20 protein-coding genes and 1 pseudogene are annotated in these 24972 nt (G+C 34.5%); 18 read left to right on the forward strand and 3 right to left on the reverse strand.

The window, feature by feature from the left end:
- Positions 1 to 270 precede the first annotated feature (270 nt).
- Complete coding sequence (locus EHW90_RS11650; protein ID WP_124952893.1) at positions 271 to 2271, forward strand: AAA family ATPase; 2001 nt, start codon at positions 271 to 273, stop codon at positions 2269 to 2271.
- A gap of 98 nt (positions 2272 to 2369) precedes the next feature.
- Here the strand turns inward: EHW90_RS11650 and EHW90_RS11655 are convergent, their stop codons facing one another.
- From EHW90_RS11655 to EHW90_RS13895, 3 genes and pseudogenes are all read right to left on the reverse strand, one after another.
- A complete protein-coding gene (locus tag EHW90_RS11655; RefSeq protein WP_009447362.1) occupies positions 2370 to 3104 on the reverse strand; it encodes a MerR family transcriptional regulator in 735 nt (244 codons plus the stop codon).
- Between the two features lie 185 nt (positions 3105 to 3289).
- Positions 3290 to 3648 (reverse strand): annotated as a pseudogene (locus EHW90_RS13890) (transposase).
- A 198-nt stretch (positions 3649 to 3846) separates the two neighbouring features.
- Positions 3847 to 4041, reverse strand: a complete 195-nt coding sequence (locus EHW90_RS13895; RefSeq protein WP_408610038.1) for a transposase — start codon at positions 4039 to 4041, stop codon at positions 3847 to 3849.
- 196 nt (positions 4042 to 4237) lie between these two features.
- Here EHW90_RS13895 and EHW90_RS11665 point away from each other — a divergent pair, with 196 nt between their 5' ends.
- The 17 genes from EHW90_RS11665 (at position 4238) to EHW90_RS11745 (ending at position 24887) form a co-directional block, all read left to right on the forward strand.
- Positions 4238 to 5197, forward strand: a complete 960-nt coding sequence (locus EHW90_RS11665) for a helix-turn-helix domain-containing protein (protein ID WP_124952894.1) — start codon at positions 4238 to 4240, stop codon at positions 5195 to 5197.
- Between the two features lie 180 nt (positions 5198 to 5377).
- Positions 5378 to 5956 carry an MptD family putative ECF transporter S component gene (locus EHW90_RS11670; protein ID WP_124952895.1) on the forward strand — a complete coding sequence of 193 codons (579 nt, stop codon included), beginning with the start codon at positions 5378 to 5380 and terminating at the stop codon, positions 5954 to 5956.
- Complete coding sequence (locus tag EHW90_RS11675) at positions 5956 to 6636, forward strand: energy-coupling factor transporter transmembrane component T (protein WP_124952896.1); 681 nt, start codon at positions 5956 to 5958, stop codon at positions 6634 to 6636. The genes EHW90_RS11670 and EHW90_RS11675 overlap by 1 nt, the downstream gene beginning before the upstream one ends.
- Positions 6637 to 6652: 16 nt before the next feature.
- Positions 6653 to 8098, forward strand: a complete 1446-nt coding sequence (locus EHW90_RS11680; RefSeq protein ID WP_124952897.1) for an ABC transporter ATP-binding protein — start codon at positions 6653 to 6655, stop codon at positions 8096 to 8098.
- A 31-nt stretch (positions 8099 to 8129) separates the two neighbouring features.
- Complete coding sequence (locus tag EHW90_RS11685) at positions 8130 to 9857, forward strand: ABC transporter ATP-binding protein (RefSeq protein WP_124952898.1); 1728 nt, start codon at positions 8130 to 8132, stop codon at positions 9855 to 9857.
- Positions 9841 to 11577 (forward strand): ABC transporter ATP-binding protein, encoded by a 1737-nt coding sequence (locus EHW90_RS11690; protein ID WP_124952899.1) that lies wholly within the window; start codon positions 9841 to 9843, stop codon positions 11575 to 11577. The genes EHW90_RS11685 and EHW90_RS11690 overlap by 17 nt, the downstream gene beginning before the upstream one ends.
- A 339-nt stretch (positions 11578 to 11916) precedes the next feature.
- Positions 11917 to 13287, forward strand: a complete 1371-nt coding sequence (locus EHW90_RS11695) for a sodium-dependent transporter (protein WP_124952900.1) — start codon at positions 11917 to 11919, stop codon at positions 13285 to 13287.
- Positions 13288 to 13433: 146 nt separating this feature from the next.
- Positions 13434 to 13718, forward strand: coding sequence for a co-chaperone GroES (locus EHW90_RS11700; RefSeq protein WP_007594995.1), 285 nt, complete (start codon positions 13434 to 13436; stop codon positions 13716 to 13718).
- A 32-nt stretch (positions 13719 to 13750) separates the two neighbouring features.
- On the forward strand, positions 13751 to 15370 hold the full coding sequence (gene groL / locus EHW90_RS11705) for a chaperonin GroEL (RefSeq protein ID WP_124952901.1): 1620 nt from the start codon (positions 13751 to 13753) through the stop codon (positions 15368 to 15370).
- Positions 15371 to 15618: 248 nt separating this feature from the next.
- Positions 15619 to 16905 carry a hypothetical protein gene (locus EHW90_RS11710; protein WP_124952902.1) on the forward strand — a complete coding sequence of 429 codons (1287 nt, stop codon included), beginning with the start codon at positions 15619 to 15621 and terminating at the stop codon, positions 16903 to 16905.
- A 21-nt stretch (positions 16906 to 16926) separates the two neighbouring features.
- Positions 16927 to 18354, forward strand: coding sequence for a hypothetical protein (locus EHW90_RS11715; protein WP_124952903.1), 1428 nt, complete (start codon positions 16927 to 16929; stop codon positions 18352 to 18354).
- A gap of 87 nt (positions 18355 to 18441) precedes the next feature.
- A complete protein-coding gene (locus EHW90_RS11720) occupies positions 18442 to 20304 on the forward strand; it encodes a pentapeptide repeat-containing protein (RefSeq protein ID WP_124952932.1) in 1863 nt (620 codons plus the stop codon).
- Positions 20305 to 20322: 18 nt separating this feature from the next.
- Positions 20323 to 21663, forward strand: a complete 1341-nt coding sequence (locus tag EHW90_RS11725; protein WP_124952904.1) for a hypothetical protein — start codon at positions 20323 to 20325, stop codon at positions 21661 to 21663.
- A 61-nt stretch (positions 21664 to 21724) separates the two neighbouring features.
- The gene (locus EHW90_RS11730; RefSeq protein WP_124952905.1) at positions 21725 to 22357 is read left to right on the forward strand and encodes a hypothetical protein; all 633 of its coding nucleotides are present in this window, start codon (positions 21725 to 21727) and stop codon (positions 22355 to 22357) included.
- Positions 22358 to 22378: 21 nt separating this feature from the next.
- The gene (locus tag EHW90_RS11735; RefSeq protein WP_124952906.1) at positions 22379 to 23014 is read left to right on the forward strand and encodes an acyl carrier protein; all 636 of its coding nucleotides are present in this window, start codon (positions 22379 to 22381) and stop codon (positions 23012 to 23014) included.
- A 13-nt stretch (positions 23015 to 23027) separates the two neighbouring features.
- Entirely contained in the window at positions 23028 to 24182 is a 1155-nt protein-coding gene (locus EHW90_RS11740) for an SseB family protein (RefSeq protein WP_124952907.1), read from the forward strand.
- An 18-nt stretch (positions 24183 to 24200) separates the two neighbouring features.
- Positions 24201 to 24887: an acyl carrier protein gene (locus EHW90_RS11745; protein WP_124952908.1), complete on the forward strand. Its 687-nt coding sequence runs from the start codon at positions 24201 to 24203 to the stop codon at positions 24885 to 24887.
- The last annotated feature ends 85 nt before the right edge of the window (positions 24888 to 24972 follow it).

The following is a 24972-nucleotide window of genomic DNA, read 5'->3' on the forward strand; positions in this document are numbered from 1 at the left end:
AAATAGATAATAAATTGACAAAAAAATAAGACTGAAATCCAGTCTTTATAAGGGTTTGAGGTTTATAAAGGGAATCGGTAGCTGTCAAACTCCCGTATGTTGAGATGGTGTGTACTTTTTTGGGGAAATTTCACAATTTAAAAATAATATATTTTATTAATATTAAACACTTACAGATAAGGAAATTGGAGTGAAAACATTTACAGATTTACCGGTTTGTGGCACAATTAAAAGTACTAATGCAAATATTATGTAGAGAGGAGTTAAAAATTGTATATAAGTAGAATAATAGATAAAAATATAGGACCGATTTCTAAAATTGATATAAGCCCTTCTTTTATGGATGATGGAAAACCTAAGCCTCTTATAATAGTAGGTGAAAACGGTAGTGGAAAATCAACAATGATATCTAATATTGTAGATTCATTATATGAGCTTGCAGGAAGAGTATTTAGTAATGCATTACATCATGATAAAGAAAGTTATAATTATTCATACTATAAGGTTATCAGTAGTAATGAGATAAAAGTAGGAGAAAGATATCTTTTTTCTAGAGTGATATTTGATAATAGAGTGGAATATTTATTTAAAACTGGTGATTGTTCATTTGAACAATTTAAGAATGAGAGTGGTTATGATGGAGATATCACAAACTGGGATACAAATACCGGAATAAAGGAAATTTATGGTTTAGATAACGAAGAAATAAAGGAAGTATTTTCTGAATATGTAATATGTTATTTTGGACCTGAACGCTATGAAAAGCCTAGTTGGTTAGGTGATACATATTATGATGATTTGTCAACACATTTATATGTTGAACCTAAATTTAATAATAAGCTAAAGAATCCAATAATGGCATATAATATTGGTAAAGGTAATTTTAGATGGTTACTTGATGTAATTGCTGACTCAAGGACAGATATAGGTATAGAAAAAAATAATACTCTGAAAACAGTTCACACAAATATACAGGAATTAATAGCAATGTCATCAGCACGACGAAATATTGAGAAAGTTATGAGTATTATACTAAATGAAGAGGTATATTTTGGACTTAACTTGAGAGTTCATGAAGGAGCAAGATTTAATATAAAAAGAGTTAAAGATGATTCAATAATTGCCTTATCAATGGATTCGTTGTCTACAGGACAATTGGCTCTTTTTAATATTTTTACAACTATAATTCGTTATGCAGATAATAATGATATCAATAAGAGTGTATATCCGGAGAGTATAATGGGAATAGTAATTATCGATGAGATAGAATTACATCTTCATTCAATACATCAAAAAGATATATTACCAAGATTGATGAAAGCGTTTCCATATGTTCAATTTATCGTAACAACACATTCACCATTATTTTTATTGGGACTGGAGGAGATATATGGTGATGATGGTTTTGATATTTACCAAATGCCTGACGGAAACAGAATTGGTGTTGAAAGTTTTTCGGAATTTAAAAGAGCCTATGAATACTTTACTGAGACTGAAACACATAATAAAAAGTTGAGGGAAGCAATTGATAAATCTGAATCAAGTAAACCGATTATTATAACTGAAGGAGCAACAGATTGGAAGCACATGCTTGCTGCGTATAATAAACTATCAAAAATCGACAAGTATAAAGAAGTATTTAATGATTTAGATTTTGAATTTTTTGAGTATGAAGCAAAGAATAGTAATAAAAACACAGAAAATAAGATAGATATGGGTAACACTGCATTATCAACCATGTGTGAGAGCTACTCTAAAATGCCCAATAGTAGGAGAATGATTTTTATTGCAGATTGTGATGATGATAGGACAAATAACAAGATGTCTTTACAAGGTGTTAAATATAAAACTTGGGGAAATAATGTATTTTCTTTTATTTTACCTATTCCTGACTTTAGAAAAGATACTCCAGAAATTTGTATAGAACATCTTTATAGTGATGATGAAATTAAAACTGAACACAAAGAAGGAGATATTTCACGTAGATTATATTTAGGTAATGAATTTAATAGTCATGGATATATGACAAAAGAGGATAAATGTTGTGAAAAGAAAAAATTGTGTGGAAGTGATAAGATTTCAATTATTGATGGATCATTTGGAGAGAGAGTAATTAATCCTAAAGAAGACAACAGTCCGAACTTTGCACTTTCAAAAATGGATTTTGCAGAATGTGTATTGAATGAAAAATCTGGATTTGAAAATTTTGATTTTTCTAATTTTGTTCCTATATTTGAAATTATTAAAGAGATAATTGAAAATGAGAATTGATATAAAGATAAATTAAACATACAAAAACACTTGATTTTCACCTCTAAGTACAATGAAATGATACTTAGAGGTGAAAATATATTAAAAAGATTTATAAATTAAATCTCTTTTACATACTGTTGAATTGCATTACATAGATACTGTGCCATACCTTCTCCGAATTTGTCCATATTATCTTTAAATTCCGGATTTTTAACATATCCATAGCCTATGCTTGAAAATACATCCGCACTACAGTCAAATGAGTATTCACAAATATGTTTATGAAGCTTTTTTGCCAGTTCTGTATTTTCTTTTGATGTAGCCTTCAGTCCCTTTGACATATTATTCGATATGGCAAAAAAGATATTATTAAAACCATCGGTAATTTCCTGTTCTCTTCCTTTTTGCTTTTTAACAGCTTCTTCAATAACTTCCTTTCCATAAAGGTCTATTGCTTTTTGTTTATATTTTTCATTGTCCTGATATGTAAAACCTTTGAATTTTTCTTTTGTTGACATAGTAATTCTCCTTTCTCTTGACTCAATAGTCTTTTCCAATGTATCAATAAGTGTTAAGAGTTTTTGCTTTTCTTTTTGCATCAAAACGAGTTGTTTCTTTAGATGATGGAGTATTTCCGAATCTTCCTGTTTTAATAAATCCTTTATCTGTTTTAAAGGAAATCCCAGATATTTATAAAACAATATCATTTGCAAAAAAGACATATCATCCTCGGAATAATATCTGTACCCGTTTTCATGCTTTTTAGGTGAAAGTAAACCTAGTTCATCATAATGGTGTAAAGTGCGCACCGATACACCGCTTATTTCACTAACCTTTTTAATTAAAAACATTTGAGAACCTCCTAACAAGGATAAGTATAAACTATGACGCAATGTTATAGTCAATACTTAAAATTAAAGATTATTCATATTAACAAAATATTTATCCTGAATTATTCACGGTGCAATATTTAAATTAAGTACCGTGCTATAAATCTCTAAACTTAATCCATGAAGCTATAACTGACTTAATACACCTAAAAATGGGCTGACTCCATGTTTGTAACAATGAATGTATACATGTATGTCATTTGGTTTTCAGGCTTTTCAACTTTACAGACAACACGTCTTTCATAAGGCCAAGGTCCGGCTTGATACATGAATTCACCATAAACTACAGCATAATCTACTTTGTTGTTTTTTGTAATTTCATCAAGTTCATCTACAAGGTAAGATGCCTTATCATGAAGTACAGCATTTTCTTTCAAACGAATTACATAACCGGTATCGTTTTCTTCACACTGTTTATAAAACTTAGTGTTGCAAAACCGCTATCAACACGAAGAAGAAGTTTAACTTCCGGAAAATCTTCAAGTATAGGCTGAAGAAAGTCCACAACCCCTGTACTTGAATACTGAGTTCCATCCCGGAGCTGAATTTTAATTAAATCTCCGGTAATTCATCATAGCAAACAAGCGGATGCTAAAGTACCTTTATTAAGCACTGCTTTAAACGCAGGATCATTTGTAAGTTCATATGAAGTGTCATCTTCAAAATAGCCTGCAATGATCATATATATCATCTGAAGAAAGTTTTATTTATCAGTATGATAACAAAATAATGCAGAATCATTGGTTTTAAATGATTGACCGAAAAGTTTATCAATGCCAAGTTTACTTACGAATTCTTTTATAAGAAGTAAGCCGGCATCGGAGGATAAATCGCCTCCATCGAAATTAATTTTAATTTTTCTATTGCTTTCAAGTGATAAGGTGTTTACAATACTCATAGAGGGCTCCTTTGTGTAATTTTGTTAAGTTTAAAGCACTTTAAATTTACCACAAATGGACGCTCTTTTTTTATTCACTTGATAAGTGAATGGTAATATTTAGTAATAACATAGTAATAATGTGGCTTTCAGCCACTTTCATGGTGTTACCGTGAATAATCTAGGTTAAATATAAAAAAATGAGGTGAGAAAAGAAATGGAGTTAAATGAAAACAATGTTATTGAAAATACTTATGATAAACTCTTTTTTACAGAAAAAAAGCAGACAAAGGATATACAAATATATTGCTTAAAAAATGATACAGGAACAGGTGAAATGCGCTGCTATAATCTTTTGGAGGGAATTCAACTTTCTTACAATACTTTGAATATGCAAACTACTTATCAAAAGGTAGAGCCTAAGGAGGGTATGTTACAGATTGATCATTGTTTAGAAGGTTGTTATGAATTTATTTTAGAAAATAACGAGCATGCCTTTTTAGGGAGAGGAGATTTAAGTATTGTTGATCTTGGAAAAGCTATATTTAAAAATTCATGTATTCCAATGAAAAAATATGTTGGGCTTTCACTTTTTATTGATATAAATGTGGCTCAAAAATCAATTGATAAATATTTCCCATATGGAGACATCAATCTGAGCAGATTACGAGATAGACTGTGTAAAAATGGAGCATCTTTGATTATACGTTCTCGTGATGGAATAAATCATATTATCAACGAATTGTATGAGGTAGATGAAAGAGTAAGACTTCCATACTCTATTATAAAAACGATAGAGTTACTTTTATTTTTAAGATTGATAGAATCAAAAGATACAGAACAGTTTTCATCATTTTCCGAACCGGTATACAGAGCAACTCAAGAGTGTTATAAAATGATTATAGAAAATCCTTTTGAATGGCTGAAGATAAAAGATTTAGCGAAAAAGTTTGCGGTTTCCGAATCAAGTCTTAAAAATTGCTTTCAATGTATTTCGGGGCAATCGATAGGTGCTTTTATGAGGACAAACAGAATAAAAGAAGCAGCAATTCTTTTGAGTAAAAAACCATACTTAAGTATAGGGAAACTTGCCGAGATGGCCGGTTATGAAAATCAAAGCAAGTTTTCAAAGGCGTTTAAAAGTATTATGGGTAAATCTCCAAGTGAATTTAAGTGAGAGCAATTTGTCTTTTTGGAGTTAAAAAATACCCAATTGGTTATAGAGAACTTCTAACATTGCAGGTACACTTAACATAGATGGTGATATAAGGCACCGGTACACCGGTGCCTTAATTTTTTCATCAGGGTTAGTTGAAGCTAACAAATAAAGAACCGGAATTTAGGAGGGAAGTTTATTATGAAATTAAAAGACATTATTCAAATCACTGTATTTACAGTTATTGCTTTTGTTTTAGGTATGGCTGTATCAATGGGAACAGGAATGTTGGGAACAGTTTCTCTTTATGTTGCAAGTGGATTTTCTGCACTTGTAATTGCACCGCCATTTGTTGTAATGGCAAAAAAGATTAAGAAAAAACCTTCAGCATTTATATTTTTCATGTTGTTGGCTATTTTTTGGTCATTAATGGGATATTGGCCGATGCTTATTATAAATTTAATAGCAGGTATTGTGGCCGAAATTATCATAGGAAATTATGAAGATGATAAACGAGTTGCAGCGGCAGTGGCGACCGGAATGTTTATCATTTCAATGCACGCTATGACTTTTGTAAAAATTTTAGGCCCTGAAAAATTAGTGGAAGTATTTACTGTTTTTTCTCCGGAGCAAGCTCAATATATGTACACATTTTTTACACCTAAAGCAATGTTGATTTCGATTGCTATAAATATCGTTTTAGTTATTGTGGCCGGCATGTTCGGAATGTATATCAATAATAAATTTTTTGAAAAAAGAGAAGAGAAAGGGATACTTTAATGCAAAAAAACACAGTAAAAGAGACTTGCATAGTTAATAGTATAGTTTTGTTTATCCTCATCGTTTCATTTTCCATTACACTTTTTATTACTGATAAACTTGGCTATTATATTATGATGTCCGTTTCATTTATTTTGTTACTAACGCATTCAAAAAAAGCATTTCTTAGTGTGTCTGTAAAGTACCTGTTTCTTTTATTGCTTTTGCATTTGTTGGGGAAACTTCCTTATGAACTTGGAGTGGCGTCTTTTATAGGTTTACTCTTAATTGGGATAAAACTTTTTCCTATTTTTGTTTTAGGTAGGATACTGATTTCTTTATCGCCACTTACTATAATGAGTTCCTTAAGGAAAATTGGAATTACAAATAACTTTAACCTTAGTATTGCTACGGGACTTAGATTTATGAGTGAAATGGAAATAAGGATTAAAGAAATACGAAATGGTATGAAAGTAAGGGGTTTAAAAATAAGCCTCTTACATCCTGTCCGTTCATTTGAACTTTATCTTATTCCATTGATGTATAAGTGTCTTCATGTAAGCGAAACTTTAACATCTTCCATTATTTCAAAAGGTGCAGAGTATAAAATAAAAAAAACAAGTTACAATCCAACTAAATATAATATTTTTGACTTGATTTGTTTGGTTGTTTCTTTTTATTTAGTATGGAGATTGTTTTAGATACAGAGGATTATAAATGAAAATTTTAGAAGTCAAAATCAACAAATTTAAGTATAAAAACAGCAAAGAGATTATCTTAAAAAATTTAAGTTTAAGTGTTGAGCCGGGTGAATTGATTGTTATAACAGGACTTTCAGGATGTGGAAAAACGACTTTGACAAGAATATTAAATGGCTTAATTCCCAATCACTATGAGGGTGATTTAGACGGAGAAGTAAAATTATTTGATAAAAATTTGCCGGACTATGAAAAAGGTGAGCTTGCAAAATATATCGGCAATGTGTTTCAAAATCCGTCGGATCAGTTTTTTGCTACCATTGCGGAGGAAGAAGTTGCCTTTGTTGGAGAAAGTTTAGGAATGCCTCTTGAGGAATTAAAGCAAAAAACAAAAGAAGCCTTTGAGAAAATGGGGATTTCTGACTTGATGGATAAGAAACTTTCTGAACTTTCCGGAGGACAGAAACAAAAAGTGGCGATCGCTTCCACTTTACTATATGATACGAAAATTATTTTCTTTGACGAGCCTTCCTCCAATTTGGATTATCAAGGGATTGCTCAGTTTAGAGATATTGTCCGCACTTTAAAAGAAATGGGAAAGGCGATTATTATTGCGGAACATCGATTGTTTTTTTTGAATGATTTATATGACCGGTTAATCTATATGAAAGATGGGACAATCGAGAGGGTGTTTTCTCAAGGAGAACTCACAGAGGATGACTGTAAAAAATATGGATTACGAGCAATCAGTTATCAGTCTCTGAAAGCACAAAACTCGGATGAAGAGCAAGAAAAGGTTGCCGAGATCGTGGATTTAAGTATCAATATCGGGAAACAGGAACTTATAAAGAATCTTTCTTTTAATCTTCATTATGGAGAAATAATGGCAATCATCGGGGAAAATGGAATCGGAAAAACAACATTAGGAAGAACTTTGGCAGGTTTAATTAAAAATAAAGGGAAAATAAGCTATGGAAAAACAACGAAAGAAAGATTGAAGCAATCGTATTATATGATGCAGGATGTGGATTATCAAATTTTCTTTGATACGGTGGAAAATGAACTGATTCCTAAAAATAAAGTGAAAGATAGTGAATACTTAAAAGAAGTCACTACCTATATTCATGCAATTGATTTGTGGGATAAAAAAATGGATCACCCACAAGAGCTTTCCGGCGGGCAAAAGCAAAGGCTTGCACTTGCGACTGCCTTTTTAAGTGAAAGAAAAATCATTATATTGGACGAGCCGACTTCAGGGCTTGATTATAAGAGAATGAAAGAAATAGGAGCTATGATAAGGAGATATGCCGCCAAGAGACCGGTGGTTATTATTACTCATGATTTAGAACTTCTCTTTGAGGTGTGTAATACGGTGTTGATGCTGGATGACAAGACTCATAAAAAGATAGCTGTAAAAGGAAATGAAGATAAAATATCGGATTTCTTATTTGCTCCCATAAGATAAAAATTTTTGGTATAAGAGGAGGATTTAAATTATGAATTTAATCAAACAGTATGTAAAAGAACAGAAGAACACTTACATTCAATCCGTTCTATTGGCAATTTTAGGAGTGGTATCCGGTCTTGCCGCATATATCATATTAGCAAAAATGATTGTAGGACTGATCGGAAAAAACACAGAATTTGGATTTTATTTGCAATATGGTCTTATGATATTAGCCGCAATGGTCTTGAAAGAAATCTTTGCGGCGGCTTCCACTTCCATATCGCATCAGGCAACGTTTTATTCCTTAAAAAAGATAAGGGAAGAAATTTCTAAAAAACTGTTTCGGATGCCCCTTGGAAAGGTTATGAATATTTCTTCCGGTAAGCTCAAGAATATTATTGTAGATCAGGTGGATTCCATGGAAACGATCTTAGCACATATTATTCCTGAAATGACTGCCAATATCATCGCCCCGATTCTCTTGCTGATTTATATGTTTATTTTGGATTGGAGATTGGCACTTGTTTCCTTGATTCCTCTTGTGATTGGAATGTTCTGTATGAAATCGGTGATGGCATCTTATGGGAAAAAGTATCAGCAATCGGTGGAAATCAATCAGAAAATGAATAACGCAGTGGTGGAATACATTGGTGGAATTGAGGTCATCAAGATGTTCAATCAAAGCGAAACTTCCTACCAGAAATACAGTGAAGCAGTCCATGAAAATGCGGCATTTTATTATCATTGGATGAAAGAAACGATGATTGGTGTATCTGCATACAGAAAAATTTCACCTATGTCCTTGCTTACAATCCTGCCGTTAGGAGTTTATTTCTATTTAAATGGTTCCTTAACAATAGCTACTTTTATAACCATCATTGTACTTTCATTCGGAACGGTGGAAAATATATTGACGGCGACCAATTATATGGATGATCTGTCCAGAATAGGAACGATTACAAAGGAAATCGGATTGATTTTGGATGCCCCTGATCTTGAGCATGGTAAAGAGAATGTTTCGTTATCCGGTAGTGATATTGAACTGAAAAATGTGGATTTTTCCTATTCGGAAGATAAGAAAGTATTAGAAGGGGTCAGTTTGACGATTGGGGAAAATCAGGTAACGGCATTTGTCGGTCCGTCAGGAGGTGGAAAATCAACCATTACGAAGCTGATCGCAGGTTTTTGGAATGCAGATGCCGGAGAAGTAAGTATCGGAGGAAAAAATATCAAAGAGATTCCGCTGGAACAGTTATCCGAAACCATCTCTTATGTATCACAGGACAACTATCTATTTGATATGTCTGTCAGAGAAAATATAAGAATCGGAAAGCCGTCGGCAAGTGATAAAGAAGTAGAAGAAATAGCAAAATTATCCGGCTGTGATGAATTTATCCGAGGGTTATCCGCCGGGTATGACACGATTGTGGGAGAAGGCGGAGGACATTTGTCCGGAGGAGAAAAGCAACGAATTTCTATCGCAAGAGCCATGCTGAAAAATGCACCGATCGTTATTTTAGATGAAGCCACCTCCTATATGGATACCGAAAACGAAAGCATTGTGCAGGAAGCCATCAGTAATTTGGTGAAAGGAAAAACATTGATTTTAATTGCACATAGGCTTAGAACCATTGTCAATGCAGATAAAATATTTGTGGTCGAAAACGGGAAGATTGAAAGTTGTGGACAGAATGAGGAACTTTTAGAAACGTCAAAAGTCTATTCCTCTTTATGGAAAGCTGCGGGAAAGGAGGAGCGTTATGATTACAGTATTTAAGAAAATATGGAACTTTGCGGAAAAGGAACAGCCGAATATACAAAATTCCATTATTGTCGGCTTCCTTTGTGCGGCATTTAATGCAATGCAAATGGGTGGTGTGTATTATGTTCTCGTTAAAATATTTGACGAAACTCTTTCCATGAAGGATATAGCCATTGTCTTAGGGATTCTTCTTGTCAGCTTAGTCGGAAAGATTATCACGCAATATATATCTCAGCTGGAGCAAACACATGCTGGCTATTTTATGGCGGCGGATAAAAGAATCCGTATCGGAAACAAGCTGAAAAGAGTACCGATGGGATTTTTCAGTGAATTCAGTTTAGGAAAGATTACAACAATGAGTACCACCACTCTCAGCCAGATTGAAATGCAGGTACCGATGCTACTTGTGCTTGTTTTAGGCGGATTACTCAATACTTTCGTCTTTGCCTTAGCCTTATTTTATTTGCACATAATGGCAGGAATTACCGCATTTTTGGGTATCCTTGCTTTTTTTATTATCACCTATTTTATGGAAAAAAAGTCAAGAGAAAATGCAAGCGAAATCGGTATTGCTCAAACACATTTGACAAAACAGGTACTGGAAACCGTACAAGGAATGCAGGTGATTAAATCATACAATTTAGGCGGCAAGAATAATAAAGAACTGAGCAATGCGTTTGAAGAAAACTGCAATATTACAATGAAACTGGAAAAAACCATGACGCCATATATCGCCTTACAGCGAATTGTTCTTGGAATCAGTATTGCCGCTATTATTATTTTATCTGCCAAGTATTACATTGAAGGAGATATGCTTTTGGCAGATGCGATTATGTCTATGATTGCCGGCTTTATTATTTTTGAAGGAATTAAGGCGGCAGGAAGCTCTATGGCGATACTGAGAATTGCAGAGAACTCCATCGACAGCTTGAAATATTTGGAAAAGATTCCTGAAATAAAAGAAGGAGCTGAAACAAGTCCAATCCGTCACCCGGATATTGAATTTAAAGATGTTTCTTTCGCTTATGATGAAAAGACAATTTTAGATCATATTTCCTGTGAGATGAAGAAGAACACCATGACCGCCATTGTCGGTCCGTCCGGAAGCGGAAAGACGACCTTTTGCAATCTGATTGCAAGATTTTGGGATGTAAACGCAGGAGAAATCTTAATGGGCGACAAAAACATTAAAGAGTATACCCTGCCCAATCTGATGAGTCATATCGCTATGGTATTTCAGAATGTATATCTCTTTGAGGATACAATTGAAAATAATATCAAGTTCGGTGTGCCAAGTGCCACAAGAGAAGAGGTCATAGAAGCTGCTAAAAAGGCGATGTGTCATGATTTTATAGAAGCCTTGCCAAATGGTTACGATACGTTGATTGGAGAAGGCGGAGCCACTCTTTCCGGAGGACAAAAACAGAGAATTTCCATTGCCAGAGCTATGTTAAAAGATGCCCCGATTGTCATTTTTGACGAAGCCACAGCAAATATTGATCCGGAAAATGAAGATAAACTAAAGGCTGCCATTGAAGAACTGACAAAGAACAAGACCATCATTATGATTGCTCATAGGCTTTCTACCATACGAAACGCCGATCAGATTTTAGTTTTAAATAACGGGAAAATAGAACAACGAGGAAATCATGAAGGACTGATGAAGCAGGGAGGTTTGTATAAAACCTTGATAAGCATGAAAAATAAAGCAACTATTTGGAAGATTGCCAATTAGTGTGAAGAAGAAGGTTAAGATGAAACTAGTGGGACATCACCTATAATATTCTGTATTATTTTATATTTATCCGGATTCAGATTAGATAAAAAAGAGGATTTACAATTATCATCAAGTAAAATGACTACATATGACAGTATGTTAATATGATGAAACAAATACAACTTGATTAAAGAATGTTTTAATGCATAACATAGAATTCTTTTATGAAATATGCTATAATATTTTACATTTGATTTAACAAGTTATTGGGGTAAAGCGTTTTCTATGGTGCCGATTGTTTCGCACTGATTGTTCTCGCAATCCTCAAAAATATCAAGTGTTTATTAGGAGGATATTTTGGAAAGAGAAAGGTTAAAGTCCAGGCTCGGGTTTATACTCATTTCAGCCGGATGTGCGATAGGTATCGGTAATGTATGGAAGTTTCCGTACATGACAGGAAAAGGCGGAGGCGGTGCATTTGTACTGCTGTATCTGATATTTTTGGTAATGCTCGGTCTGCCGATAATGACAATGGAGTTTTCTATAGGAAGAGCTGCAAGAAAGAGTCCGGTATTGGCATACCAAAAGTTGGAACCCGCCGGAAGTAAATGGCATATACATGGAATAGTGGCATTTATAGGTAATTATCTTTTAATGATGTTTTATACCACTGTAACAGGGTGGATGCTTCATTATTTTTACCTGACTGTAACAGGAAGATTTGAAGGACTTGATTCAGACGGTGTTTTGGATGTATTCAATACTATGCTTACACAACCGGGAATAATGATATTTTGGATGGTTGTTGTAGTAGTAGTGGGAATGTTTATAGTATCAAGAGGACTTGAAGCGGGGCTTGAAAATATCACAAAGATAGTTATGGTTACACTGCTTGTGGTAATGATTATACTTGCTGTAAATTCATTCTTCTTAAAAGGTGCTGCAGAAGGGCTTAAATATTATCTTGTACCGAACATAGGCAGAATAGAAGAAACAGGTATAGGTAATGTTATAACCGGTGCAATGAATCAGGCATTCTTTACATTAAGCCTTGGAATAGGTGCAATGCTTATATTCGGAAGCTATATAAGCAATGACAGAAGTATGCTTGGAGAGTCGGTGACAATAGTTATACTGGATACTTTCGTAGCTATAGTATCAGGACTTATTATTTTCCCGGCTACATTTACATATGGTGTGGATCAGACATCAGGTCCGGCACTTATATTTATCACATTGCCGAACATCTTCAATAAGATGCCGCTTGGAAGACTTTGGGGAAGTTTCTTCTTTATATTTATGTCATTTGCGGCATTCTCTACAGTGCTTGCAGTATTTGAAAATATAGTTTCCTGCGGCATGGACCTTACAAAGAAGTCAAGAAAACAGGTGAGCCTTTTCAATATGATTATTATAATAGTACTTTCACTTCCATGTGTATTCGGATTCAATATCTGGAGTTTCGGATGGTTAAAGCCTTTTGGAGGAAGCATACTTGATCTTGAAGATTTCCTTGTAAGTAATATAATATTGCCGCTTGGATCTTTGGTATATCTTTTGTTTTGTGTCAGCAGATACGGATGGGGATGGGATAATTATATGAAGGAGTGTAATAAAGGTGAAGGCCTTAAGATGAAGAATTGGATGAGATTCTATCTTACATATATACTTCCGATAATTGTTTTATTCATATTTGTATTTGGAATATATGATAAGTTTTTTAAATAATAATCGTTATAAATCAGCCATTAACTGTTAAAGTTGTGGCTGTTTTTTAAATTATTTAGAAAATTAGCACTCAAGCCTTGACACTGCTAATAAAAAGTGGTATAAACTTACATAGTTGATTATATAACTATTAGGAGGAATACAAAATGAAGTTGGTACCTTTATTTGATAGAGTAGTTTTAAAGCAATTGGTTGCTGAAGAGACAACCGCATCCGGTATAGTACTTCCGGGACAGGCAAAGGAAAAGCCTTCACAGGCAGAGGTTGTTGCTGTAGGTCCGGGCGGAGTTGTAGACGGAAAAGAAATAAAGATGCAGGTTAAAGTCGGAGATAAGGTAATTTATTCAAAGTATGCCGGCACAGAGGTGGAGCTTGACAAGGAAGAATATATCGTTGTTAAGCAGAATGATATTTTGGCGGTAATAGAATAATACATAATATATAAATTTAGAGGAGAAATACTATGGCTAAGGATATTAAATATGGCGTAGAAGCCAGAAAAGCATTGGAAGCCGGTGTAAATAAGCTGGCTGATACAGTAAGAGTTACATTGGGACCTAAGGGAAGAAATGTAGTACTTGATAAATCATTCGGTACACCGCTTATTACAAATGACGGTGTTACAATTGCAAAGGAAATAGAGCTTGAAGATGCATTTGAGAACATGGGTGCACAGCTTGTAAAGGAAGTTGCTACAAAGACAAATGATGTGGCAGGTGACGGTACAACTACAGCTACAGTTCTTGCACAGGCAATGATAAACGAGGGAATGAAAAACCTTGCAGCAGGTGCAAACCCTATAGTTTTGCGTAAGGGAATGAAGAAGGCTACAGATGCAGCTGTAGAGGCTATTGCAAAGATGAGCGAGCCTATAAAGGGCAAAGAGCAGATTGCGAGAGTTGCAGCTATTTCTGCAAGTGATGATGAGGTTGGAAGCCTTGTAGCGGATGCTATGGAGAAGGTGACCAATGAGGGTGTTATCACTATCGAAGAGTCAAAGACAATGAAGACTGAGCTTGACCTTGTAGAAGGTATGCAGTTTGACAGAGGTTATGTTTCCGCATACATGTGTACAGATATGGAGAAGATGGAAGCAAATCTTGATGATCCGTATATACTTATTACAGATAAGAAGATTTCAAATATTCAGGATATTTTACCTCTTCTTGAGGAGCTTGTTAAATCAGGACAGAAGCTTCTTATTATAGCTGAGGATGTAGAGGGTGAGGCTCTTACAACACTTATAGTAAATAAGCTTAGAGGAACATTCAATGTCGTAGCTGTAAAGGCTCCTGGATATGGTGACAGAAGAAAAGATATGCTTAAGGATATCGCTGTTCTTACAGGCGGTACTGTAATCAGTGAGGAACTTGGACTTGAGCTTAAGGATGCTACACTTGCAAGCCTTGGTAGAGCAAAGAGTGTTAAGGTTCAGAAAGAGAACACTGTAATCGTTGACGGACAGGGTGCAAAGGCCGATATCGAAAAGAGAGTTGCTCAGATTAAAGCACAGCTGTCAGAGACTACATCCGATTTTGATAAGGAGAAACTGCAGGAGAGACTTGCAAAGCTTTCAGGCGGTGTTGCGGTTATCAGAGTCGGTGCGGCTACAGAGACTGAGATGAAGGAAGCAAAGCTTCGTATGGAAGACGCACTCAACGCTACAAGAGCTGCTGTTGAGGAAGGTATCATTGCAGGAGGCGGTTCAGCTTACATCCACGCAAGCAAGGAAGTTGCAAAGCTTGTAGCTACTCTTGAAGGTGATGAGAGAACAGGTGCAAAGATTATTCTTAAGGCACTTGAGGCACCGCTTTTCAGAATAGTTGAGAATGCGGGACTTGAAGGAAGCGTTGTTGTAAACAAGGTAAGAGAGTCAAGTGTAGGTGTAGGCTTCGATGCTTACAGAGAAGAGTATGTGGATATGGTTAAGTCAGGTATCTTGGACCCTGCAAAGGTTACAAGATCCGCACTTCAGAATGCAAACTCGGTAGCATCTACACTCCTTACCACAGAGTCGGCAGTTGCTAATATTAAGGAAGATGCACCTGCAATGCCTGCAGGCGGCGGAATGGGAATGATGTAATAAAACTTTATAATAAAGCTTATAGGCACACTTTGGAAACAGAGTGTGCCTTTTTTGTGTTTAAAAATCAAATTTTTATATAATAAGCTGTGCTTAAAATAATGCTATAGTAATATCTTATAAAAACAATGACGTATTTTCGTTACTATGCATAATATATTTTTGTGTTAATGAAGATTATAATTTTAGTAAAATATATTTTATCAATATAAAAAATTTATCAAACTTTGTACATCAAGGAGGAGCTTATGAAGAGAGTATTTAAAGTTTCTGTTATGGGATTAATGGTTATATCTATGTTATCTATGAACGCTTGTGGAAAGAAAAACAGTGAAGATTTGGAACCGAAAGTAGAAGCCACACAAAAAGTGGAGTCAAATTATGTGGTAGATTCAGATTCTTATAAAGATTTTGCTGTTGGAAAGATAGAAAATGGTGTATACACCAATAAGATGTTTAATATAAAGGTTAACGGAATAGAAAACAATTATAATTTTGAGAGTGATGATTCAATTAAAAAGCAGTTCGGATATAATGATTCGGACAGAACAAATATTGATTCAATAAAAGCAGTTTTAGATAAAGGTGATACATTTGTAGATATGTATGCAACTACAAGAAAAAATAAAAGAGCTGTTGCAATGATGCTTTTTAAGTCTGATTCCGACCTTGATACTTTTTTGGAGAAACAATTGACAAAATTGGATTCGGATTTGGGTGCAAGTAAAACAACCATAAATGTGCTTGGAAAAGAAGTTAAAGGTATAAGATACACAATAAATGGAAAAGATTCAAAAGTATATCAGAAACTGGCTTTTATAAGAAGGGGAGAATATATAATGGTTATTCTTTCAGGCGGGACTTATGCAGCTGCTCCACAAACAGGTTTTGATTCAATTGAAATATTGGACGATAAGGAAGAAATAGAAAGTGCAGAGACAAAGGCTAATTCAAATGAAATAAAAAGCACCGCTGAAAGTGTGGAAACTTCCGGTGAAGATGCTGAACTCCAAATAGGTGAGACAGACAGTGATGTATATACAAATAAGATGTTCGGATTAAAGTTTGACGCAAAGTCAAATAATATGACATTTGTAAGTAAAAAAGAGTCAAATAAAAACTTTTATGATACAGGAAAAGAAGAATCGGATATTACAGCAGTAAAAGAATATCTTGATTCGGGTAAAAAATTTTCAGATATGTATGCTACAGGTGAAAAAGGATCTGTAAGTGTAATGATAAAGAAGGAAGAAAATATAAAGGATGTAGATACTTATGCAAATAGAGCTGTTGTAGGAATAAAAGAGGGTATACAGGGTATGGGTATGGAAGTCGAAACACAAAAAGGTAGCGGAGAGTTTTTGGGTGAAACTATGCCTTATGTAACAGTCAGTGCAACTGAAAACGGAGAGACTATGTATCAAAAGATAGTATTTTTAAAAGTCGGAAATTATGTAGCAGAGATAACATCATATGCAGAAAGTGAAGAAAAGGCAAGTGAATGCATAGATATGTTTACAAAGCTTGAGGAATAATTAAAATATAAAAGGGGAAATATGGGAAGAAATTTAAATGGAATCATAAGCGGTATATTACTTGTATCTATGCTGTCTGTGGCAGGATGTAATAAAGGTGAGAGTAATGAAGGTAAAAGTAATGAGAGCGTATCTGTTGAAGATACAAAGAAAGAAAAAAAGAAAGATAAATTTGAGCTTTCATTAGGTGAGATAAGTGATGATGTGTATCTTAGTAAGATGCTTGATTTGAAGTTTGACGCGAAGTCCCACGATATGGATATATATTATGAGGAAGGTCTTATCGGAGAAAATGACGACGCAGTATATGACAGAACCGATATGGATGAGGTAAAAGAAAAGATAGCTGACGGTGCGGTAATCAGCGATATGGGAGCAAGTGATACGGACGGCCTAAGAAGTGTCAGTATAACGATACGAAAGGCTCCGGACTCTAAGACTTTAAACAATTATATATTTGACCAAATACGTGATTATGAGGATATGTTTAAAGAGGATGAGGAAGAATTTGATATGATGGAAAAGTCATATGTTAATCTTACAGACGGAAAGGTTACAGGTAAGAAAATACCGGGTATTGAAATAAAGTCTGTATGGGAACATGACGGTGTCAGGGATATGATGTTTTATGAGAAGCAGCTGTTTTTAAAATACGGAGATTATATAGTGACTATAGATGTATCCGCATACGATGCCGATGATGCACAGAGTTTACTGGATATATTTGAAAAGCCTGACGAGTCGGATTTTGAAAAAGCAAAGAACTCACCTAAAGAAGATGAAACAAGAGAAAGTAAGTCTGAAAGAAGAGACAGAAGAAAAAGACAGGAAGAAAACAGGAAAGAAACTGAAGAAAGCAGTGAAGAAACTACAGAAGAAAGCAGTACCGCAGAAAGCAGTGTTGAAGAAAGTAAAGAAGATAAAGTATCAACAGGAGATTTTTGTGCAGGCGTAACAGATGGAAATGTGTATACAAACAGTGCGCTTAATATAAAAATTGATATTACAGGTAAACATATGGTCTTTGCATCGAATTATGAAATGGAGCTTCTCGGAAGGCCGTCAGGTATAGTGTCGGAAGAAGATAAAAAATATTATGTAGATAAAGGTAAGCCTGTGCTTGATATGGTTGCACATGATGTAACATTTGACAATACAATTCTTGTTTTGCTGGACGGTGATGTGGACTTATCAAAAGTGGATGCCGGTGAGGATTCATATTTTGATAAGGGCGAAAATGCACATGTAGAACGAAAAAAAGAAAAGATTAACTTTAACGGTAAGGAACTGTTATGTCTAAGTAAGGTGGAGACTAAAGATAACGGCAGCAAGTATTATGAAAAATATCTTATCATACCTTATGGAAAATACACGGCAACCATCGGAGCAATGGGGAACGATGAAAACTTTGTAAAAAATGCATTTAAGATGTTTACAATTGCGGAATAATATATTTTTGTGTTAATGAATATTATAATCTTAATAAGATATATTTGAGCAATAGAGAACTTGTATTTTTCAAATAGGGAGAAGATTATGAAAAGAATTTTAAAATTAATAATTATATGGCTTATTACGGTAATCATATTGCTTGTTTCAGGGTGTGGAAATAAATCGAAAAAAGTAGAACACACAGATTTAGAAAACACAGATTTAGAAAACACAGATTTAGAAAATACAGATTTAGAAAATATAGATTTAGAATATTCAAATCTTTATTTGGGAGAAGTCAATAAAGATATATATGTAAATAAAATGTTTCAGTTGAAACTTAACGGAAAAGCACATGATATGTATGTGATTAGTAGAGAAGAATTAGGAGATATGAAAGAATACTCGGATACGGACTCTATACAGACAGGTAAAGATAAGAAAAATTATGTAAATGATATGGAAGCCTTTGATAAGTCAGGTGCACACAGATATGTCAGTATAAAAATATATAGAGAAATCGAAGAAAAAGGCATGGAAAAATATATTGAAACTGAGCTACAAAAACAAAAAAAAGAATATGAAGGAGAATATGATAATGCTGAAGTGAAATTGTCAACGCAAACATTGACGGATAAAGAAGTACAGAGCATAGATATTCGCTTAAACGGAGAAAGAATAGAATATGCTGAAAGTATTTTATATATGAAAGTTGATGATTATTTTATTGAGATAAAAGTTGAGGGCAAAGACAGCAAGGATATTCAGGAAGTTTTGAGTATGTTTGTAGCTCCGGATTATGAAGAGCATGTAGAGCCAAAATATATTTTTGATTTAGATGCAAATGTAAAGTTCACCGTCGGTGAAATTGAAAACGGTATATATACAAATAAGATGCTTAACTTAAAAGTTGACGGTAAAGCTAATGATTTAAGGTTTAGAAATGATGAGGAAATTAAAAAGAAGTTTGGATATAATGATTCGAACAGAGCAGATATAGAATCTGTAAAAGAAGTTTTAAATAAAGGTGATTATTTTGTAGATATGCATGCGACTACACCTGATAATAAATTAGCTATTGCGATATTTGTCTATAAGTCCGAGTATGATTTGAATACATTTCTTGAAAAAGAACTTAATAAACTAAAAAAGGAATTCAATGCAAGTAAAAAAACAATAGAGTTATTTGGAGAAGAGATTCCGGGTATAGAATTTAAAAAGGTTTATTATGACGGAACAGCAACCATAGATTTAGCATTTATAAAAAGAGGAAAATATATAACCGTTATTTCTTCAGGGGGAGAATATTCATCGGCACCAAAAGACGGATTTAAATTATTTGAAGTATTAGATAAACAAGTTGAGATTGATAGTGATGAAACAACAGATTCATCAGAGAGTATAAATGAGGGGGAGGAAGTTGATAATAATTTTGAGTTTTCTATCGGTGAGATAAATAACGGTATCTATACAAACAAGATGTTCGGAATCAGATTTGATGAAAAAACACTTGGAATGAAGATAAAAAGTAGGGAAGAAGAAAATAATAGATTTTATAGTACCGATGAAAAAAAGTGGGATATTGATGAGGTATCGCAACTTCTGGAAAATGGTGACAAGTTTGTGGATATGCGTGCAGATATTGAAAATAAAAGTATATTAAGCGTCCTTATAAAAAAGGAGGATACACTAAAGGACCTAGACAGTTATATAAACAGGCAAATGGCAGGCTTAAAGGATAAATATGACATGAAGGGTATATACTCGGAGATAAAAAAAGGTGAGGATGAATTTTTGGGAGAAACCAGACCATATATAAGTGTATATACTAATATATATGGTGTTGATATGTATCAAAGGAGTGAATATTTAAAAGTTGGAAATTATATTGCTGAGATATCTGCATATGCCGGTGATGAGTTATCAGCAAAGCAAATGATTGATGCAATCAGTAAAATTGAGGAATAAATATATTTGGAGGAGACTATGAAGAGAATTTTTAAATTGGGAATACTGGCTGCTGCTTTATCACTTTGTTTTTCAGGATGTGCTTCAAAATCCGATAAAAAATCCGATGAGACTGTAAGTGAGTTCAAAGATGACGACATTGTATTGGGTGAAGTGGTTGACGGAGTATATACAAGCAAAATGCTTGACTTAAAGTTTGACGGAAATGTAAATGATATGGATGTAACTGCGGAAGAGGAATTTACAAACAGGCTTGACGGCAAAGTGGTAAAAAGGTCGGATATGGAAGCCGTACATGACAGACTGGATAAGGGCTATTATATAGGTGATATGGAGGCTTATGATAATAAGAACAAGGGAAATCATGTGGAGGTGGAGATATATAAGGATATACACCATGAGATGAAAGACGGCTTGGAAAATTATATTGATAAAGAGGTAAAAAAGCAAAGAAGTGAGCAAAAAGAGAGATTTAAAAACCCTAAAGTAGAAAAGACAACAAGAGATTTTCTGGGAGACAAGTTACTTAGTGTGGATGTTATCATAGATGAGGACGGTATAGAATCTGCCGATACCACATTATATAAGAAAATGGGTGAATACTTTATGGAAATTCATGTAAGAGGTGATAATGCCGAGGATATTGACAGGTATTTGGGAATGTTTGAAAAGTATTCGGACTCAGGTAACAATGCAAAAAGCAGTAAAGCGGATAAGTCAGATAAAGCAGATACAAAATCAGATACAGATAAAAAGGCCGATACGGATACAAAAGCCGTTGAAGAGACATCCGAGGTTAACGGCTCTGAAGATACGCTTGAGCTTGGTAGTGTAAGTGATAAAGTTTATTCAAATAAGATGCTTAATATAAAGTTTGATATAAGCAAAACAGGTCTGGATTTTGTAAGCGAAGAAGGACTTAAAAATTTGGGAAATGACGGTATAGATAAATCGGATTTAGATGCTGTAAAGAAGCATATCGAAGACGGTAAATCATTTACAGATATGTTTGCGGTTGATAATAACGACACTACAAAGAAAATCAGCGTTTCATTGGCAAAAAACGATATGTTGATGCCTATGGATGAATATTTGGATGCACATAAAGCGGTAATGGAAAGTCAACTTAGTAAAGTCCCAAAAGATCAGCTAAAAAGTTCAAGGGTAAAGAAATCGGATGCACATTTTCTCGGTAATGAATTATCATGTTTGGATATTTACGTGGATACAACGGTTGGAAAACAGTGTCAGAAATATCTCTTTGTAGTAAAGGATCATTACATGATGATTATAGTATCAAGCGGTAAGGACGAAAAAGAGGCACAGAAAGGACTTGATTTATTTCAGCAATATCAGTAAATAAAATAAAAATTATGTGGTATACTAAGACAAAAGTATATTCCGGATATAGGAGGAAAAAATGAAGAAAAATTTTAAACTTATAATTATGGGTGTTGCAGTTTTGTCTGTGCTTTATATAACGGCTTGCGCCCGTAAAGATAAAGCAAAAGAGAGTGCACAGGCGGATAAGGATATAGTGGTGAAGTCTTTTGCAGATGACAAAAAGGATACTGAGCTTGACGGTAAACTCGACGGGGATGTGTATACCAACAGCGTATTTAATATTAAGTTTGATGCAAAAGCTGCAAATATGGAGATGACCAGTGCAGCAGAGATTAATGCTATGAGTATCAGCCACAATGATTACTCGTTAAAGATGGAGGCAAAAAGCAGAGATTCGGGAAGTAGGGTGAATTTTACAGTCCTGGATGACGGTACCGATGTAAAGTCGTACATAGATGAAGATAGTGCTACAATAAAAGAGGAAAATAAAGGTCTTGGTGATGAGAATGTTAAAGTGGAAAGCTCTACAATAAACTTCCTCGGTGGGGATGTAGAGTCTCTTCACGCAGAGCTGACTTCGGGAAGTGTAACATATTATCGTACAAAAGTATTCTTACAGTCGGACAATCATGTGGCTGTAATAGAAGTAAATTCACAAGATGCACAGAGTATTGATAATTGCCTTGGCGCATTTACAAAGGCTGAGTAAATTATTATATAAAGGAGAAAGATGAAGAAGAATATTAAACTTATAATGGCAGGTATTGTGGTTTTGTCGGCACTTTCCATAACTGCTTGTAAAGATAACAAGACCGAGAGTAAAGCTGAAAGTAAGACGGAGAGTCCTGTTGCAAGTACTGTAGAAAGCACTGCTGAGCGTGCAAACAATGAAGATATGAACGGTACATATGACGGCAGTGTATATACCAATAAAGTATTTAATATAAAGTTTGATGCCAAAACAGTAAATATGGAGATGGTAAGTACCGAGGATCTTAGCGATATGCAAAAAAAGACACATGATGATACATTGAAGATGTATGCACATGACACTGCAAACAGCAGCTCGGTACTGTTCGGACTTGTAAATATAACCTCGGATTTAAAGGCCTATATTGACGGAAATATAGCAAGAATTAATAAGGATAATGAGGGTGCAGGAGATATTAAGGCGGAAAGTACCACTATAAAATTTTTGGGTCAGGATGCTCCTTGTATAAATGCAAAGTTGACTGCAAACGGTGTAACACAGTATCATACAGAGGTATTTTTAGAGTCCGGAAAGGATGTATCCGTTATAGTTATAAATGCTAAAGATGAAAAGGTTGTTAAAGACTGCTTGAACGCCTTTACAAAAGCGAAGTAACTTTGGAGTATATATGTTTTGGGATAAGATAAAAGATGCTTTTTCATCTGAAAAAAGTGTTGATGATAATAAAGAAAACAAAGTAGTTAAGGGCAGATTTACCATGTTGGTAAAGGGCAGTAAAGACGAGGGAAGTATACTGCTTGAAGGTGATGTTTACGGTACTGTAAAAAAAGAGGATGTTACCGTACTGTTTAAAGACGGAAAAGTATCTCATCTAAAGATAGCAAGGCTTATAGACAGTGCAGGCAATGATTGCGAATCTGTTACGGATGCATATGCAAATATAGGGTTTGAAAGTATAGATAAGGGTGATGATTTTAAATACGCCTTGATTACAAATATAGACTTTCAAATAGAATCCGATGTGAACAAGGCTGTAGAAAATCCTTATATACTCGGTCTTTTATACGAATATGATAATAACTACAATGATGAAGACTTTATAAATCTGTTTTTCCGAGAGATGGTAATGTCACATTATCTGTTGCCTGTGAGAATGTCTGAAGATTTTAAAGGCAGCGGCAGTACGGTTTTGAAAAAAGATACAAAGATAGATATCTACGGTATCGAACTTCAAGGCGGAATAAATGCACTTCCTGTATTTACAGACTGGGTCGCCTTGAAAAAATGGTCGGATATGGGAGTTGCAAATTGGAAAATGGAAACAATTATTGAAAGCTTTCCCGATATTGTGGGATTTTTAAAAGGTGAAGGCGGATTTATTATCAATCCTTACGGTCCGCAGTCGTTCTATATGAATTCGGAAAATATCAATAATATAGTGAATTCATCCGGATATCAAAGTCAGTTCGGTGATGCCAAAATAGAAACAAAGGTCGCAAAGGGCGGAGAGAAAAATTTTTTGGGGTATCCGCCTGATAATGAAGAAGTGGCGGCTATAAAAAGGAGATTGGTCGCATTCGGAAATGCTCACAGCGAGATAAATTTAATAGATATGATGCTTAGAGTGGATGAGACAGGTACAAAGTCATATCTTATAATAACGGATATAGATGACAGCGATGTAAGAAAGTATTATAAAGATATTTATAACAGTTGCAGAGACCTTTTAAGAGAAGTGGTATATCTGGATTTTGCCACCTTAAAGCAGGCGGATTTTGCTAAAGATAAAATGAATCCGACGCCACTGTATAAAAAGAGTTGATTATATTCAGGAGGAAAAATGAGAAAAAATTTTAAACTTATAATGATCGGTATTTTGACAGTGTCCGCACTGTCTTTTACAGCTTGCGGCGGTAAAGCAAACAAGGCGGAGACTACAGCTGAAAGTACTGTAGAGAGCACTGCGGCAACTACTGAAGAAAGCAGTGAGACTGCTGCCGAGAGCACTACGGAAAGTGCCGGTGAGACTTCAAGTGCAGCAGCCGCTGATATAAAGGGTTCACTTAACGGTGATGTGTATACAAATGACGAATTCAATATAAAGTTTGATGCCAAGGCAGGCGGTATGGTAATGGCAGGATCTGAAGAGTTCAACGCTATGAGATCAATGTCAAGTGATGATACATTGGAGATGTATGCATATGACGACAGTTATACAAAAATAGCGATGTTCGGTGTTTTGAAGGATAACACGGATATTAAATCTTATATAGATGAGAATATAGCTACAATAAAGAAGGACAATGAGGGAATAGGCGAGAACAATATAAAAGTGGAAAGTTCTACTCTAAAGTTCTTGGGAGAAGATGCTCCATGTCTTAATGCACAGTTGACTTCAGGCGGTGTAACACAGTACCATACACAGGTATTTATAAAGTCCGGAGACCATGTAGCGGTAATAGCCGTAAACGGTTTGGATGAGCAGAGTATAAAGGACTGCTTAGCAATGTTTACAAAGGCAAAATAAAGTTTTAAAGGGTAAATTTTAAGTTTTTGCATTAGTATCTTAACAATTAAACAAAGGCAGGTTAAAAAAATATTTACATTTTAAT

Source organism: Lachnoanaerobaculum orale, from assembly GCF_003862485.1.
In the GTDB taxonomy this organism is placed as follows: Bacteria; Bacillota; Clostridia; order Lachnospirales; family Lachnospiraceae; genus Lachnoanaerobaculum; species Lachnoanaerobaculum orale.

What these genes read in the sequence shown, in the direction of transcription:
- EHW90_RS11655 (WP_009447362.1), bottom strand. Translation starts at nt 3,104, where the DNA reads ATGTTTTTAATTAAAAAGGTTAGTGAAATAAGCGGTGTATCGGTGCGC.
- EHW90_RS13895 (WP_408610038.1), bottom strand. Translation starts at nt 4,041, where the DNA reads ATGAGTATTGTAAACACCTTATCACTTGAAAGCAATAGAAAAATTAAA.
- EHW90_RS11665 (WP_124952894.1), top strand. Translation starts at nt 4,238, where the DNA reads ATGGAGTTAAATGAAAACAATGTTATTGAAAATACTTATGATAAACTC.
- EHW90_RS11670 (WP_124952895.1), top strand. Translation starts at nt 5,378, where the DNA reads ATGAAATTAAAAGACATTATTCAAATCACTGTATTTACAGTTATTGCT.
- EHW90_RS11675 (WP_124952896.1), top strand. Translation starts at nt 5,956, where the DNA reads ATGCAAAAAAACACAGTAAAAGAGACTTGCATAGTTAATAGTATAGTT.
- EHW90_RS11680 (WP_124952897.1), top strand. Translation starts at nt 6,653, where the DNA reads ATGAAAATTTTAGAAGTCAAAATCAACAAATTTAAGTATAAAAACAGC.
- EHW90_RS11685 (WP_124952898.1), top strand. Translation starts at nt 8,130, where the DNA reads ATGAATTTAATCAAACAGTATGTAAAAGAACAGAAGAACACTTACATT.
- EHW90_RS11690 (WP_124952899.1), top strand. Translation starts at nt 9,841, where the DNA reads ATGATTACAGTATTTAAGAAAATATGGAACTTTGCGGAAAAGGAACAG.
- EHW90_RS11700 (WP_007594995.1), top strand. Translation starts at nt 13,434, where the DNA reads ATGAAGTTGGTACCTTTATTTGATAGAGTAGTTTTAAAGCAATTGGTT.
- groL (WP_124952901.1), top strand. Translation starts at nt 13,751, where the DNA reads ATGGCTAAGGATATTAAATATGGCGTAGAAGCCAGAAAAGCATTGGAA.
- EHW90_RS11710 (WP_124952902.1), top strand. Translation starts at nt 15,619, where the DNA reads ATGAAGAGAGTATTTAAAGTTTCTGTTATGGGATTAATGGTTATATCT.
- EHW90_RS11715 (WP_124952903.1), top strand. Translation starts at nt 16,927, where the DNA reads ATGGGAAGAAATTTAAATGGAATCATAAGCGGTATATTACTTGTATCT.
- EHW90_RS11720 (WP_124952932.1), top strand. Translation starts at nt 18,442, where the DNA reads ATGAAAAGAATTTTAAAATTAATAATTATATGGCTTATTACGGTAATC.
- EHW90_RS11725 (WP_124952904.1), top strand. Translation starts at nt 20,323, where the DNA reads ATGAAGAGAATTTTTAAATTGGGAATACTGGCTGCTGCTTTATCACTT.
- EHW90_RS11730 (WP_124952905.1), top strand. Translation starts at nt 21,725, where the DNA reads ATGAAGAAAAATTTTAAACTTATAATTATGGGTGTTGCAGTTTTGTCT.
- EHW90_RS11735 (WP_124952906.1), top strand. Translation starts at nt 22,379, where the DNA reads ATGAAGAAGAATATTAAACTTATAATGGCAGGTATTGTGGTTTTGTCG.
- EHW90_RS11740 (WP_124952907.1), top strand. Translation starts at nt 23,028, where the DNA reads ATGTTTTGGGATAAGATAAAAGATGCTTTTTCATCTGAAAAAAGTGTT.
- EHW90_RS11745 (WP_124952908.1), top strand. Translation starts at nt 24,201, where the DNA reads ATGAGAAAAAATTTTAAACTTATAATGATCGGTATTTTGACAGTGTCC.